At 64.4% G+C, this 13,096-nt stretch carries 12 protein-coding genes; 4 read left to right on the forward strand and 8 right to left on the reverse strand.

Annotated elements, in window-relative coordinates:
- Nucleotides 1–8: 8 nt before the first annotated feature.
- Both gatA and gatC read right to left on the reverse strand, forming a co-directional pair.
- Entirely contained in the window at nucleotides 9–1,499 is a 1,491-nt protein-coding gene (gatA, locus tag CT3_RS01035; RefSeq protein ID WP_066538835.1) for an Asp-tRNA(Asn)/Glu-tRNA(Gln) amidotransferase subunit GatA, read from the reverse strand.
- 20 nt (nucleotides 1,500–1,519) lie between these two features.
- Nucleotides 1,520–1,819, reverse strand: coding sequence for an Asp-tRNA(Asn)/Glu-tRNA(Gln) amidotransferase subunit GatC (gatC, locus tag CT3_RS01040; RefSeq protein WP_066538837.1), 300 nt, complete (start codon nucleotides 1,817–1,819; stop codon nucleotides 1,520–1,522).
- Nucleotides 1,820–2,035: 216 nt separating this feature from the next.
- Here gatC and CT3_RS01045 point away from each other — a divergent pair, with 216 nt between their 5' ends.
- The 4 genes from CT3_RS01045 (at nucleotide 2,036) to mrdA (ending at nucleotide 6,813) form a co-directional block, all read left to right on the forward strand.
- Nucleotides 2,036–3,079 carry a rod shape-determining protein gene (locus CT3_RS01045; protein ID WP_066538840.1) on the forward strand — a complete coding sequence of 348 codons (1,044 nt, stop codon included), beginning with the start codon at nucleotides 2,036–2,038 and terminating at the stop codon, nucleotides 3,077–3,079.
- A gap of 137 nt (nucleotides 3,080–3,216) precedes the next feature.
- Entirely contained in the window at nucleotides 3,217–4,191 is a 975-nt protein-coding gene (gene mreC, locus CT3_RS01050; RefSeq protein ID WP_083520497.1) for a rod shape-determining protein MreC, read from the forward strand.
- On the forward strand, nucleotides 4,188–4,706 hold the full coding sequence (gene mreD / locus CT3_RS01055) for a rod shape-determining protein MreD (RefSeq protein ID WP_066538841.1): 519 nt from the start codon (nucleotides 4,188–4,190) through the stop codon (nucleotides 4,704–4,706). The genes mreC and mreD overlap by 4 nt, the downstream gene beginning before the upstream one ends.
- A gap of 58 nt (nucleotides 4,707–4,764) precedes the next feature.
- Nucleotides 4,765–6,813: a penicillin-binding protein 2 gene (mrdA, locus tag CT3_RS01060; protein ID WP_172591875.1), complete on the forward strand. Its 2,049-nt coding sequence runs from the start codon at nucleotides 4,765–4,767 to the stop codon at nucleotides 6,811–6,813.
- Between the two features lie 100 nt (nucleotides 6,814–6,913).
- Here the strand turns inward: mrdA and CT3_RS01065 are convergent, their stop codons facing one another.
- The 6 genes from CT3_RS01065 to CT3_RS01090 form a co-directional block, all read right to left on the reverse strand.
- Nucleotides 6,914–7,834, reverse strand: coding sequence for a DMT family transporter (locus tag CT3_RS01065; protein WP_066538843.1), 921 nt, complete (start codon nucleotides 7,832–7,834; stop codon nucleotides 6,914–6,916).
- 156 nt (nucleotides 7,835–7,990) lie between these two features.
- Nucleotides 7,991–8,743 carry an amino acid ABC transporter ATP-binding protein gene (locus CT3_RS01070; protein ID WP_066538844.1) on the reverse strand — a complete coding sequence of 251 codons (753 nt, stop codon included), beginning with the start codon at nucleotides 8,741–8,743 and terminating at the stop codon, nucleotides 7,991–7,993.
- Nucleotides 8,740–9,522 (reverse strand): amino acid ABC transporter permease, encoded by a 783-nt coding sequence (locus tag CT3_RS01075; RefSeq protein WP_066538845.1) that lies wholly within the window; start codon nucleotides 9,520–9,522, stop codon nucleotides 8,740–8,742. Before CT3_RS01075 ends, CT3_RS01070 begins: the two co-directional genes overlap by 4 nt.
- A gap of 57 nt (nucleotides 9,523–9,579) precedes the next feature.
- The gene (locus CT3_RS01080) at nucleotides 9,580–10,341 is read right to left on the reverse strand and encodes an ABC transporter substrate-binding protein (protein ID WP_066538847.1); all 762 of its coding nucleotides are present in this window, start codon (nucleotides 10,339–10,341) and stop codon (nucleotides 9,580–9,582) included.
- Between the two features lie 347 nt (nucleotides 10,342–10,688).
- Entirely contained in the window at nucleotides 10,689–11,459 is a 771-nt protein-coding gene (locus tag CT3_RS01085) for an ABC transporter substrate-binding protein (protein ID WP_066538849.1), read from the reverse strand.
- Nucleotides 11,460–11,757: 298 nt separating this feature from the next.
- On the reverse strand, nucleotides 11,758–12,519 hold the full coding sequence (locus tag CT3_RS01090; protein WP_066538851.1) for a sulfite exporter TauE/SafE family protein: 762 nt from the start codon (nucleotides 12,517–12,519) through the stop codon (nucleotides 11,758–11,760).
- Nucleotides 12,520–13,096: the final 577 nt, after the last annotated feature.

The raw sequence follows: 13,096 nt of genomic DNA on the forward strand, positions 1-13,096 counted from the left end.
TGCGCTTCTCAAATACCGGCGGGCGTGCGCAGGTGGAAATCGGTGGCTTGCTGGAAGCGGTGGGCCGCGTTGAGCAGCCTGGCTTCGCTGAAGTAGTTGCCGATCAGCTGCAGGCCCACGGGCAGGCCACCTTCGCCAAAGCCGGCGGGCAGGCTCATGCCGGGCAGGCCGGCCAGCGAGGCGGGCAGGGTGAAGATGTCGGCCAGGTAGTTGCTGACCGGGTCGGCCTTGCCGCCAATGGCCCAGGCTGTGGTGGGCGCAGCGGCGCCGGCGATCACGTCGCAATCCTTGAAGGCGGCCTGGAAGTCGTCGGCAATCATGCGGCGGATCTTCTGGGCTTGCAGGTAGTAGGCGTCGTAATAGCCTTCGGACAGCACATAGGCGCCGATCATGATGCGGCGCTTGACCTCGTCGCCAAAGCCTTCGGCGCGGGTCTTCTTGTACATATCGTTCAGGTCGGCGTAGTCCTTGGCGCGGTGGCCGAACTTCACACCGTCAAAACGCGACAGATTGGACGAGGCTTCGGCCGGTGCCAGGATGTAGTACACGGGCACGGACAGCTCGGTGCGCGGCAGGCTCACCGGCACCAGCTTGGCGCCCAGCTTCTCGTATTCCTTCAAGGCGGCATCGACGGCGGTGCGCACGTCGGCGCTCAGGCCTTCGCCAAAGAACTCGGCGGGAATGCCGATGCGCAGGCCTTCGATGCTGTCGCCCAGCTTGGCGCTGAAGTCTTCGGCCGGCACATCCAGGCTGGTCGAGTCACGGTCCAGGTCGGGGCCGCACATCTCGCTCAGCAGCAGGGCGCAGTCTTCGGCGCTGCGGCCCATGGGGCCGGCCTGGTCGAGGCTGGAGGCAAACGCGATCATGCCGTAGCGGCTGGCGCGGCCATAGGTGGGCTTGATGCCGGTGATGCCGCAGAACGATGCGGGCTGGCGGATGGAGCCGCCGGTGTCGGTGCCGGTCACGGCGGGCGCCAGGCGGGCGGCCACGGCTGCCGCGGAACCGCCGGACGAGCCGCCGGGCACGCGGTTCGTGTCCCAGGGGTTGCGCACGGGCTGGGCGCTGTCAAAGCCGACAGGGGCAATGGCCGAGTTCTCGTTGGCGCCGCCCATGGCGAATTCGTCGCAGTTCAGCTTGCCCAGGGTCACCACACCGGCGTCGGCCAGCTTGCGCACCACGGTGGCGTCAAACGGCGACCGGTAGCCTTCCAGCATCTTGCTGGCGGCGGTGGTGGGGAAGTCTTTGGTGACGAAGATGTCCTTGTGCGCAATGGGCACGCCGGCCAGCTTGCCGCCCTTGCCTTCGGCAATCAGTGCGTCGGCCGCCTTGGCCTGGGCCAGGGTGGCGTCTTCATTCAGGGACACAAAGGCGCCCAGGTTCTGGTGGGCCTTGGCACGGGCCAGAAAGTGCTGGGCGGCTTCGGTGGCGGAGACGTGCTTGGCGCGCAGCTGGGCGGCCAGCTCGGCGACGCCGAGGTGGTGCAGTTCGGTGTTGCTCATGGTTCTTTGGCTTTGCGCGTTCATTCGATGACCTTGGGCACCAGGAACATACCCTTGTCCGCTGCCGGGGCGTTTTGCATATTGGCTTCGCGGTTGTTGCACTCGCTCACCACATCGTCGCGCAGGCGCAGCACCACGTCCTGGATGGTCGCCACGGGGTGGGCCAGGGGCTGGACGCCGGAGGTATCCACAGCCTGCATTTTCTCGACGATGCCGAAAAATCCGTTCAATTGAGTGAGCATGCGCTCACTTTCAGGGGTCGAGAGCTCGAGCCGCGCCAGATTGGCGATGCGGTCGATGTCGTGCGAGGTGAGTGCCATAGAAAAAATGCCGATCAGAAACCCGATGCAATGCAGTGGTGCACTGCGTCCGGACATAAGTTATTCACAGGGGATACGGTATTATCTCGGCTTTGCCGTAATGACACCTGCAAAGACGTCATTGTGCAAAGATCCACCCCCGTTCTTCCCTGATTGCAAGTCACATATCCCGGCGATGGCAGGCCGAAGCGCATGCTGTGCCTGAGAGGAATTTGAATGTTCGGAGCCTTCCGTCGGTACTTCTCCACCGACCTCGCCATCGATCTTGGCACTGCCAATACGTTGATTTTCGCCCGCGACAAGGGCATTGTTCTGGACGAGCCTTCCGTCGTCGCCATCCGCCATGAAGGCGGTCCGCACGGCAAGAAAGTGATCCAGGCCGTCGGCGCCGAGGCCAAGGCCATGCTGGGCAAGGTGCCCGGCAATATCGAAGCCATCCGCCCCATGAAGGACGGCGTGATTGCCGACTTCGTGATCACCGAGCAGATGATCAAGCAGTTCATCAAGATGGTGCACCCCCGCTCGGTGCTGGCGCCCAACCCGCGCATCATCATCTGCGTGCCCTGCGGTTCCACCCAGGTCGAACGCCGCGCCATCAAGGATGCGGCCGAAGCGGCCGGTGCTGCCCAGGTCTATCTGATCGAAGAGCCGATGGCTGCCGGTATTGGCGCCGGTCTGCCGGTGTCCGAAGCGTCGGGTTCCATGGTGGTGGACATCGGCGGCGGCACGACCGAAGTGGGCGTGATCTCGCTGGGCGGCATGGTCTACAAGGGCTCGGTCCGCGTGGGCGGCGACAAGTTCGACGAAGCCATCATCAACTACATCCGCCGCAATTACGGCATGCTGATTGGCGAGCCCACGGCCGAACTGATCAAGAAGCAGATCGGCTCCGCTTTCCCCGGCTCCGAAGTCAAGGAAATCGAAGTCAAGGGCCGCAATCTGTCCGAAGGCGTGCCGCGCAGCTTCACCATCTCCTCGAACGAGGTGCTGGAAGCGCTGACCGATCCGCTCAACCAGATCGTCTCCGCCGTGAAGAACGCGCTGGAACAGACCCCTCCCGAGCTGGGTGCCGACATTGCCGAGCGCGGCATGATGCTGACCGGTGGCGGCGCGCTGCTGCGTGACCTGGACCGCCTGCTGGCCGAAGAAACCGGTCTGCCCGTGCTGGTGGCCGAAGAGCCGCTGACCTGTGTGGTACGCGGTTGCGGCATGGCTCTGGAGTCCATGGACCGCCAGGGCAGCATCTTTACCAGCGAGTAATCTTTTCGCCATGGCCGGGGCCTCCGGTCCCGGCGTTGCCCTCACCCTGTCATGAACAGCACACGCGCTCTGGATTCCGCTGTGTGCGGCGTTGCCGACGCCGCGCAGGTGGCTGCTCGTCTGCCGGGAGGCCGCGCATGAGCATGGGCACGCTGGAGCGCAGCGCTCCTTCCATGTTCAAGCAGGGCCCTTCCGCCCTGTCGCAGCTGGTGGCCTACAGCGCTTTGGCGCTGTTTTTGATGGTGGCCGATGCCCGCTTCAAAGTGGTGGAGCCGGTGCGCCAGGTGGTGTCCACCGTGCTGTATCCGGTGCAGTGGGCCATGGTCCAGCCGATCCGCTTCTTCAGCGGGGGCGTGACGTACTTCGACGACCTGGAAACCGCGCAGCAAGAAGCTCAGGAGGCCCGCCAGGCCATGCTGGCCATGGCACAGCGCGCGACCCAGTCCGATCAGCTGCTGCAGGAAAACGAGCAGCTGCGCCAGCTGCTTGCATTGCGGGACCGCGTGACCGTGCCGGCCAAGGCGGCACAGGTGATCTACGACACCCCCGATCCGTACACGCGCCGCGTGGTCATCGACAAAGGCCAGGTGGCGGGCGTGCTGGCCGGCTCGCCGGTCATCGACGAGCGCGGCGTGCTGGGCCAGGTGACGCGTGTGCAGCCCTTCCTGAGCGAGGTGCGCCTACTGGTGGACCGCGACCAGGCCATTCCCGTGCTGAACCAGCGCACCGGCGAACGCAGCGTGGCCTATGGCGATCCGTCGTCGCTGCGCAGTGACGCCATGGAACTGCGCTTCATGCCCAGCAATGCCGATGTGAAGGAAGGCGATCTGCTGACCACCAGCGGTGTGGACGGGGTCTACCCTTCGGGCCTGCCGGTGGCCAAGGTCTCCAAGGTGGAGCGCCGCGCCGAATCGGCCTTTGCCCGCATCTATTGCGAACCCGTGGCCCGCCTGCAAGGCGCGCGCCACGTGATGATTCTGGAACCCATGGACAAGGTGCTGCCGGACACCCCGCATGCGCCCGAGCCACCCACCGCCAAGCGCGATGACAAGTCCGCCAGCCGCCGTTCCACGGACGTGCGCCTGCCGGGACAGAAGGAGGCCAAGCCATGATCATGCCCCGCGGCCAAGAGCTGATGATGCCGGTGAACCCGCTGTTCATCGCGCTGACCATCGTCGTGGCGCTGGCCCTGAACATGCTGCCCTGGGGCGGCTGGGTCTGGATGCCGGACTGGCTGCTGCTGGTGCTGGCCTTCTGGGGCGTGCACCAGTCCGGCAAAGTGGGCATGGGCATCGGCTTTTTCCTGGGCCTCAGCATGGACGTGCACCAGTCCGCACTGCTGGGCCAGCATGCGCTGTCCTATGTGCTGCTGATGTTCGCCTGCCGTCAGGCCAGCCGCCGTGTGCTGTGGTTCAACGTGCTGATCCAGGCCATGTACATGGCCCCCGTCTTCGTGATGACCCATGCGGTGGAAGTGGTGGTGCGCATGGTGGCCGGAGGGATCTTCCCCGGCCCTTGGGTGCTGATTGCTCCGCTGATCGAAGCCCTGCTGTGGCCGGTGGCCAGCTGGATTCTGCTGGCACCGCAACGCCGTCCCCCGGACCGGGACAGCAACCGCCCACTGTGAGGAGCTGCGCCATGCACAGCCGCAGCCCGGTGCGGGCGCATGCGAGGACGAAACGACCATGGTGAACTTGGACGTACGCAACACCGAATCCGAGCTGATGGACTTCCGCGTCCGCGTCTGGGTGATCGGCGTGGTGGTCATGCTGCTGCTGGGAGTGGTCTGGGCCCGCCTGGTGGTCCTGCAGGTGGTGCGCCATGACGCCTACGCCGAGCGTGCGGAAAGCAACCGCACGGCGGTGGTGCCCATCGTGCCCAACCGGGGCCAGATCCTGGACCGCAACGGCGTGGTGCTGGCCTCCAATTATTCCGCCTACACGCTGGAAATCACCCGTTCCAAGGTCGAGAACCTGGAAGAGACCATCGACCAGCTGGCCGAGGTGGTGGAGATCAGCCAGCGCGATCGCCGCAAATTCAAACGGCTGATGGAGGACTCCAAGAGCTTCGAGTCCATTCCCATCCGCACCCGCCTGAGCGATGTGGAAGTGGCCAAGTTCGCCGCCCAGCGCTGGCGTTTTCCGGGCGTGGACATTCAGGCCCGCCTGTTTCGCTCCTATCCGCTGGAAAACGTGGGCAGCCACATCGTCGGCTATATCGGCCGGGTCAGCCAGAAGGACAAGGAAGCCATCGAGGAGTGGGAAGATGCCGCCAACTACCGTGGCACCGAAGTCATCGGCAAGCTTGGCATAGAGCAAAGCTACGAAAAAGAGCTGCACGGCCAGACGGGCTGGGAGCAGCTGGAAACTTCGGCCGGTGGCTATGCCGTGCGCCGCCTCAACAGCCGCCCTGCCACACCGGGGGATTCCATCGTGCTGTCGCTGGACATCCGCCTGCAGAAGATGGTGGAAGAGCTGTACGGCAACCGCCGCGGTGCGCTGGTGGCCATCGATCCGCGCAATGGCGAGGTGCTGGCCATGGTCAGCAAGCCCACCTATGACCTGAACCTGTTCGTGGGCGGCATCGACACGGAAAACTGGGCCATGCTCAATGAGTCCATCGACCGGCCGATGCTCAACCGTGCGCTGCGCGGCACCTATCCACCGGGCTCCACCTTCAAGCCTTTCATGGCGATTGCCGGTCTGGAAAGCGGCAAGCGCACGCCGGACACCACCATCATGGACAACGGCAGCTGGACGTTTGGCGGTCACACTTTTCGCTCCGGCCACCCGAACGGCCCGACCAATCTGCGCCGCTCCATCATCAAGTCATCCAATGTGTACTACTACATGCTGGCCAACGACATGGGCGTGGAGGCCATCCACGACTGGCTGGCGCCCATGGGCTTTGGCCAGCTGACGGGGGTGGATCTGAAGGGCGAGGTGCGTGGCGTGCTGCCCAACCAAGAATGGAAGCGCAACACCTACAAGCGCCCCGAGCAGAAGAAGTGGTTTGCCGGTGAAACCATCTCCCTGGGCATTGGCCAGGGCTATAACAACTTCACCATTCTGCAGCTCGCCAACGCCATGGCCATGCTGGCCAACCATGGCGTCAAGAACAAGCCGCAGCTGGGGCTGGGGCGGGTGGACGCGGTGACCCGTGAATACCAGCCTCTGCCGCGCGATGCCGCCCAGCCCATGGGTTACAAGGCCAGCAATGTGGAGGCGGTGCGCAGCGCGGTGGCCGCGGTGACGGTGGAAGGCACGGCACGTGGCGTGTTCATGGGCGCTTCCTACCAGTCGGCCGGCAAGACCGGTACCGCCCAGGCCGTGGGCGTGCGCCAGAATGAGAAGTACAACGCTTCCAGGCTGAGCGAATACCAGCGCGACCATTCGCTCTATATTGCCTATGCGCCGGTGGATAACCCCACTATCGCCCTGGCCGTGATCGTGGAGAACGCCGGCTTTGGTGCGGCGGCCGCAGCGCCTATCGCCCGCCGCGTGATGGACTACTGGCTGCTGGGTCGCTACCCCAGCGAGGACGACATGGCCGCCATGCGCAAGGGCCAGGCCTCCACGCCCATCGGCCCCTCGCGCAATGCCAACGACATCCCGCTGCCCGGTGAGACCCTGCCGCTGGCGGGCCTGCCAGTGCATCCGCTGCCCGACTACCGCACCGATGGGGCCGCCGCGGCGGTCGCACCGAGCGGGCCGGTGGAAGTCGAAGAGGATTGAGCGCTGCGGGCCTGGATCCGTGGATGGCCAGGCGGGAGCGGAGATGAAAAAAGGCGCCTCAGGGCGCCTTTTTGATGGGGGGTAAGCAGAGCCGCAGGGTTCAGGTCTTGGCTGCTTCGGGGAGTGCGCCCGCACCCTCTGCCCGGGCGTGCGCGGCCGGGGTCCACTGGCTGAAGATCAGCGCCACCACGATCAAAGCTGCGCCGGCCATGGCCACGGGGCCCATCTGCTCGCCAATCAGCACCCAGGCCGTCAGCGCGGCAAACACCGGCTCCAGTCCAAAGACGATGGCGCTGCGCATGGCATCCACGCGCTGCTGGCCCCAGGCCTGCAGCGTCACCACGATCACGCTGGCAATCAGGCCCAGGTAGACCACGGCCATCCAGGCGGTGGAGTCCAGCGCGGCAGCGCCTTCCCACAGTGCCCCAAAACCGCCTTGCAGGGCCAGCGCCACCGTGGCGCAGCCCAGCATCACCGTGGCCTGTGCCGCGGCCATGCGTGTGGCGCGCAGCGGTGCGGCGGCCGTGCGGCGCGCGGCTTCTTCCAGTGCCAGGATGTAGATGGCGTAGAACAGCGTGCTGGCCAGGGTCAGGGTGTCCCCCCAGTTCCAGGGCGCGTCTTCAAAGAACATGAAAAACATGCCGGCCAGTGCCATGGCGCAGGCGACCCACAGCTGCCAGCCATAGCGCCGGCCCAGCATGGCCATGGCCAGGATGGGGACCACCAGCACATTCAAACCTGTGACAAAGGCGTTGCGGTTGCTGCTGGTGTGGGCCAGGCCTTCCACCTGCAGCCAGAAGGCGATGAACATCAGGCCCCCCAGCAGCAGGCCCCAGCGGCGCTCGCTGCGGCGCATGCCGCGCCACAGCGGCAGCAGCACGGCGCTGGCAATGATGAAGCGCAGCCAGATGATTTCCAGCGCCGACAGGTGGCCGGACAGCAGCTTCATGGCCGGGAAGGTCGTGCCCCAGACTACGGTGACGGTCAGCAGGGCCGCCAGGCCCCAGCGTTCGGTGCGCATACGCAACCCACTTTCAGTGCCTGTGCGCAGGCAGCAGGCGGTCAAAACCACACAGCAGCAGCCTGTGGCCTTGCAGTGACTGTCTGGAACGCATTGCTGCGCAAGATGGCCACTACACGAACACCGCGTGCTCCTTTTTTCGATGTGCTCAGGCGTTCAGGCGCTCATGCGGCCGATGAAGGCGCGGATACGGTCATTGGCCGGGTTGTTGAAGAACTCGGCGGGCGGCGCATCGTAGGCAATGCAACCCTGGTCGAAGAACATCACGCGGTCGGCCACTTCACGGGCAAAGCCCATTTCGTGGGTCACGACGATCATGGTCATGCCGGCCTTGGCCAGCTGGCGCATCACGTCCAGCACTTCCTGCACCATCTCGGGGTCGAGTGCACTGGTGGGCTCGTCGAACAGCATCACCTTGGGCTCCATGGCCAGCGCACGGGCAATGGCCACGCGCTGCTGCTGGCCACCGGACAGCTGCCAGGGGTATTTGTGCGCATGGGCTTCCATGCCCACGCGCTTGAGCAGGGTCATGGCCTTCTCGTTGGCCTGGGCGCGTGGCAGCTTGTGGATGCGGCGGGGCGCCAGCGTCACGTTGTCCAGCACGCTCATGTGGCCGAACAGATTGAACTGCTGGAACACCATGCCGACTTCGCTGCGCTGCTTGAGCAGCGTGGCCTCGTCGTCGGTCACTTCTGTGCCGCCGATGGTGATGGAGCCGCTGTCATGTGGCTCCAGCCGGTTGATGGCGCGCAGCAGCGTGCTCTTGCCGGAGCCGGAGGCGCCGATGATCACGGTCACCTCGCCGGTGCGGAACACCGTGGACACGCCTTTGAGCACCTCGTGGTTGCCAAAGGATTTGCGCACATTCTGCGCAACGATATAGGGGGAGCCGGTTTGCGTGGTGCTCATTTGGCGCGTCCTTCCACGTCAAAGCGGTACTCGATGGCATGCGTCACCTGTGTCACCAGCGTGGTCAGAATCAGGTAGGTGATGGCCACCGTCACCAGCGTCTGCACGGGCTGGAAGGTGGCCGACTGGATGCGGTTGCCCACATTGGTCAGCTCCACCACGCCAATCGCATAGGCCAGCGAGGAATCCTTGAGCAGGGCCACAAAGTTGCTCACCAGCGGCGGCAGCGAAATCTTGAACGCCTGGGGGAACACCACATCCAGGAACACGCGGGTCTTAGGCAGGCCCAGGGCGCGGGCGGCTTCGGTCTGACCACGGGGCACGGCCAGCAGACCGGCACGGATGGCTTCTGCGTTGTAGGCGCCGGCATTCAGGCCCAGGGCGACCACGGCCGCGGCGAAGTCCGGCAGGTTCAGTCCGGGCACCAGCACGGGCAGGGCGAAGTAGACAAACAGGATCTGCACCAGCAGCGGCGTACCGCGGATGGCCCAGATATAGAAACTGGCAATCCAGCGCAACCAGGCCAGGCGGGAGGTGCGGGCCAGTGCGGCGCCGGTGCCCAGCACCAGGCCGGCGGCGCCGGATACCAGCGTCAGGTACAGCGTGGTGAGTGCGCCTTCTGCGAACAGTTCGGCATTGGATCCAATGGGTTCAGGGAAATACGAGAGGAACTGACCCAGCAGGGACAGCACCAGCACCATCAGCAGCAGGGCGGCGATCAGCGTGGCATTGCTGCGCTGGGTGCGGCTCCAGTGCGCGGGCCAGAGGGCGAGAAACATGGGCGAATGGAGAAAAAAGCAAACGGCCAGGCCGGGGAGGGCCTGGCCGTCAGGGGGTTACTTGCAGGTGACGTCTTCTTGGAAGTACTTCTTGGAGATGGTACCCACGGTGCCATCGGCAATCGCTTCCTTCAGGGCCTTGTTCCAGGCATCGGCCAGGCCCTGGTTGCCCTTGGAGACGGCGGCGGCAATGTGTTCGATGAACAGCATGTCTCCGGCCTTGAGCCCAGCCTTGGGGGCCTTGGCCAGCATTTCCTTGGCGACGAAGCGGTCGGTCACCCAGGCGTCGACGCGCTTGGAGCTCAGTGCGCTGCGTGCGGCTTCGTCGGTGGGGAAATTCTTCACTTCCTTGACGCCAGCCACCTTCTTCACGTTGTCCATGTAGCTGGTGCCGGTCTGCACGGCCACGACCTTGCCGGTCAGATCGCCGACCTTGGAGATGGAGGGTGTCAGCGACACGATCTGACCGCCCGAGCAGTAATGGGGATGGGTGAAGGTGACTGCCTTGGCGCGCTCTTCGGTGACGCCGTGCGAGGCGACCACCAGATCCCAGCGGTCCTGGGCCAGCCCAGTCAGCAGGGCGTCGAAGCCCACGGTCTTCCACTCGAACTTCAGGCCCATCTTCTTGGCCACGGCTTCGCCCACCTCGACTTCGTAGCCGGTCAGCTGCTTGCCCTTGTAGAAGTTGAAGGGTGCGTACTGGCCTTCGGTTGCCAGAACGATGGTGCCGCTCTTCTGGATCTCTTCCAGCGGGCGGGCTTGGGCAATAACGGCACCGCACAAAGCGGCAGCCACGGCAACGGCCTTCAACACTTGCATACGCACTCCTCGTTTCCTTGTGGAATGTTGTTCTGAACAAAAAACCGGCAGGCAGGACAGCCGGTCATTGATTATGGGGAGCAGGGGCGCCAGGGCGCAAAGTACCTAAACCCACATTAGCAAAATTATAGGGAGATATATGCTTATACCCTATGGCCTCTATAGCGTACGGAATATGGCTGTATGCGATCTATATAGAGTGTGGCTGCACACTTTCTGCGTGCCGCAAAATTCCTGACAGTTTGGCAACACCCGGGCACCGGGTGTGCGCAAGACCCCACAGAGGACAGCCCGGCGACCGGGCAAGCGTGCTGGCACGTTGCGTACCGGCAGCGCTTTGCCAAGGCTTATTCAGGGCAGCGGATATCTTCCTTGAACCACTTCTGCGAAATCTTGGCGTAGCTGCCGTCCTTCAGCGATTCGGCAAACGCCTTGTTCCAGGCGCCGACCAGGCTCTGGTTGCCCTTGGCCACGGCCGCGGCAATGCGCTCGACGAACAGCATTTCGCCCTGCTTGAACTGGATGCTGGGGTTTTTGGCCAGCATTTCCTTGGCCAGGAAGCGCTCGGTGACCCAGGCATCGGCGCGCTTGGACATCAGCGCATGCATGGCGGCTTCGTTGGTGGGGAAGTTCACCACGCGCTTCACACCGGGCACATGCTTTTGCACATAGTCCAGGTAAGTGGTGCCGGTCTGGGCCGAGACGGTCTTGCCGGCCAGGTCCTTGCCGCCCTTGATGCTGTCGGACAGCGAAATCACCTGGGCACCCGAGCAGTAATGGGGCAGGGTGAAGGTCACGGCCTTTTCGCGTTCGGGCGTGATGCCGTGCGAGGAGATGACCAGATCCCAGCGGTCCTGGGACAGACCGGTCAGCAGGGAATCGAAGGGAATGGTTTTCCATTCGAACTTCACACCCATCTTCTGGGCCATCAGTTCGGCCAGGTCCACTTCAAAGCCCACCAGCTTCTTGCCTTCAAAGTAGGCAAACGGGGCGTAATAGCCCTCGGTGGCCAGGCGCAGCGTGCCGTCCTTCTGGATGGCGTCGAACGAACGGGCTTGGGCAGCGGTTGCGCCCAGCAGGGCCAGGGTGGCCGCAGCAATCAGGGAAATGCGTTTCATGGGAATGGGTTCCAGCAGCCGTCGCGCAGGACAAGTGCCCCGGCCCCGGATGGACGGAGCGCGCCTGCATGATCAGCAGGTCCACAGTGAGGGCCCACAGCCGCCGGACCGCGGGATGCCGCAAAGGGCGTCGTGCAAGGCGGTGGGCTGGGCTGTGTCGCGCGGCGGTGCGGTGGCACCGGCGTTGTGCGCGGCTTTAAGGCGAAAGCAGCAGCAATTATAGAAGCGAGGCCCCGTGGCCGCAGATGGCGGGCTTCGCGGCCCGCGTGCACGGCAGGGCTTGCAGGTGGCTGCGGGCTCAGAGCAGCTTGAAAGCGTCCCAGCCGGTCTTCAGGATCAGCAGGCTCACCACGCCGATGAAAATGGTGCGCACAAAGCCCGTGCCGTGGCGCAGGGCCATCCAGGTGCCCAGCATGCTGCCCAGCACATTGGCCACGGCCAGCGGGATGGCGAAATGCCACCACACATGGCCCTTGAGCGAGAACAGCAGCAGCGCTGCCGCGTTGGACGCCAGGTTCAGCAGCTTGGCGCTGGCCGAGGCGTTCAGGAAGTCATAGCCCAGCAGACGCACGAACAGAAAGACAAAGAAGCTGCCGGTGCCGGGGCCAAAGAACCCGTCATAAAAGCCGATCAGCAGGCCGATGGCGCTGGCCGCCCACATCTCGGTGCGGCCGGTCAGGCGCGGCGCATGGTCGCGGCCCAGCTCCTTCTTGGCCAGGGTATACAGCAGCACGCCCAGCAGGATGAAGGGCAGCAGGATGCGCAGAAAGTCGGGCTTGATCAGGGTGACCGCCCAGGCCCCCAGAAAGGCTCCGACCAGGGTGGCGCCAATGGCCGGCACCAGCGTGACCCAGGTGATGCGCACCCGGTGGCTGTACTGCCAGGCCGAAATCGCCGTGCCCCAGACGGCAGCGCTTTTGTTGGTGCCGAACAGCGTGGCGGGGGTGGTGGTGGGAAAGGCCGCAAACATGGCCGGCACCAGGATCAGACCGCCGCCCCCCACGATGGCATCCACAAAACCGGCCAGTGCCGAGGCGAGGGAGACGAGTATCCATTCCATAGTGGCGCGGATTGTCGCACCGCCAGGGGCCGCCGCCGTGCTGCAGGGGCTGAATTCGGCGGGCCATAAAAAAGCGCCGGTCAATGCCGGCGCTGGGAAAGCAATCTCGATGTCGGATGCTTTTTATGAATATTGGTCTGGTTGTGTCGAGTCGTCTCCTCGGCTCCTCCGTGTCGCACCGTGGTGCGCTCAGAAGTGGGACTACTGTAAGACTTGCACTGACGCGGTGCATCGGGGATTTCCCGCAGCGGGAAGACCGCTGGTTGTCACGACTGCAAGCAGGTGCAACCGTTTGGACAGCCAGGACCTGCATGGCGCAGGAGGCAACGGCTTGTGCGCACTTACAAAATAGGAGCCTACAGCGTACATGCGCCAGGCTTTGGCGGCTTGATGGAGATCAGTTTGCCCATGGAATAAGCCCTCGCTGCTCTGATTTTTGGATGCCCGCCGAATGCACCATCCTGGTGCGCATCCCGCGCAGCCTGAATCCGGGCAGACGGCAGCCCTGCATGGACCGTCAGCGACCAGGAGGGGGCGGGCTGACGGTGACGCCTTCACCCCCGGGCCCTGGGGCCGG

The sequence above is a fragment of the Comamonas terrigena NBRC 13299 genome, from assembly GCF_006740045.1.
Taxonomy (GTDB): Bacteria; Pseudomonadota; Gammaproteobacteria; order Burkholderiales; family Burkholderiaceae_C; genus Comamonas; species Comamonas terrigena.

Excerpts from the sequence above, each read along its gene's own strand:
- gatA (WP_066538835.1), bottom strand. The coding sequence starts at position 1,499 with ATGAGCAACACCGAACTGCACCACCTCGGCGTCGCCGAGCTGGCCGCC.
- gatC (WP_066538837.1), bottom strand. The coding sequence starts at position 1,819 with ATGGCACTCACCTCGCACGACATCGACCGCATCGCCAATCTGGCGCGG.
- CT3_RS01045 (WP_066538840.1), top strand. The coding sequence starts at position 2,036 with ATGTTCGGAGCCTTCCGTCGGTACTTCTCCACCGACCTCGCCATCGAT.
- mreC (WP_083520497.1), top strand. The coding sequence starts at position 3,217 with ATGAGCATGGGCACGCTGGAGCGCAGCGCTCCTTCCATGTTCAAGCAG.
- mreD (WP_066538841.1), top strand. The coding sequence starts at position 4,188 with ATGATCATGCCCCGCGGCCAAGAGCTGATGATGCCGGTGAACCCGCTG.
- mrdA (WP_172591875.1), top strand. The coding sequence starts at position 4,765 with ATGGTGAACTTGGACGTACGCAACACCGAATCCGAGCTGATGGACTTC.
- CT3_RS01065 (WP_066538843.1), bottom strand. The coding sequence starts at position 7,834 with ATGCGCACCGAACGCTGGGGCCTGGCGGCCCTGCTGACCGTCACCGTA.
- CT3_RS01070 (WP_066538844.1), bottom strand. The coding sequence starts at position 8,743 with ATGAGCACCACGCAAACCGGCTCCCCCTATATCGTTGCGCAGAATGTG.
- CT3_RS01075 (WP_066538845.1), bottom strand. The coding sequence starts at position 9,522 with ATGTTTCTCGCCCTCTGGCCCGCGCACTGGAGCCGCACCCAGCGCAGC.
- CT3_RS01080 (WP_066538847.1), bottom strand. The coding sequence starts at position 10,341 with ATGCAAGTGTTGAAGGCCGTTGCCGTGGCTGCCGCTTTGTGCGGTGCC.
- CT3_RS01085 (WP_066538849.1), bottom strand. The coding sequence starts at position 11,459 with ATGAAACGCATTTCCCTGATTGCTGCGGCCACCCTGGCCCTGCTGGGC.
- CT3_RS01090 (WP_066538851.1), bottom strand. The coding sequence starts at position 12,519 with ATGGAATGGATACTCGTCTCCCTCGCCTCGGCACTGGCCGGTTTTGTG.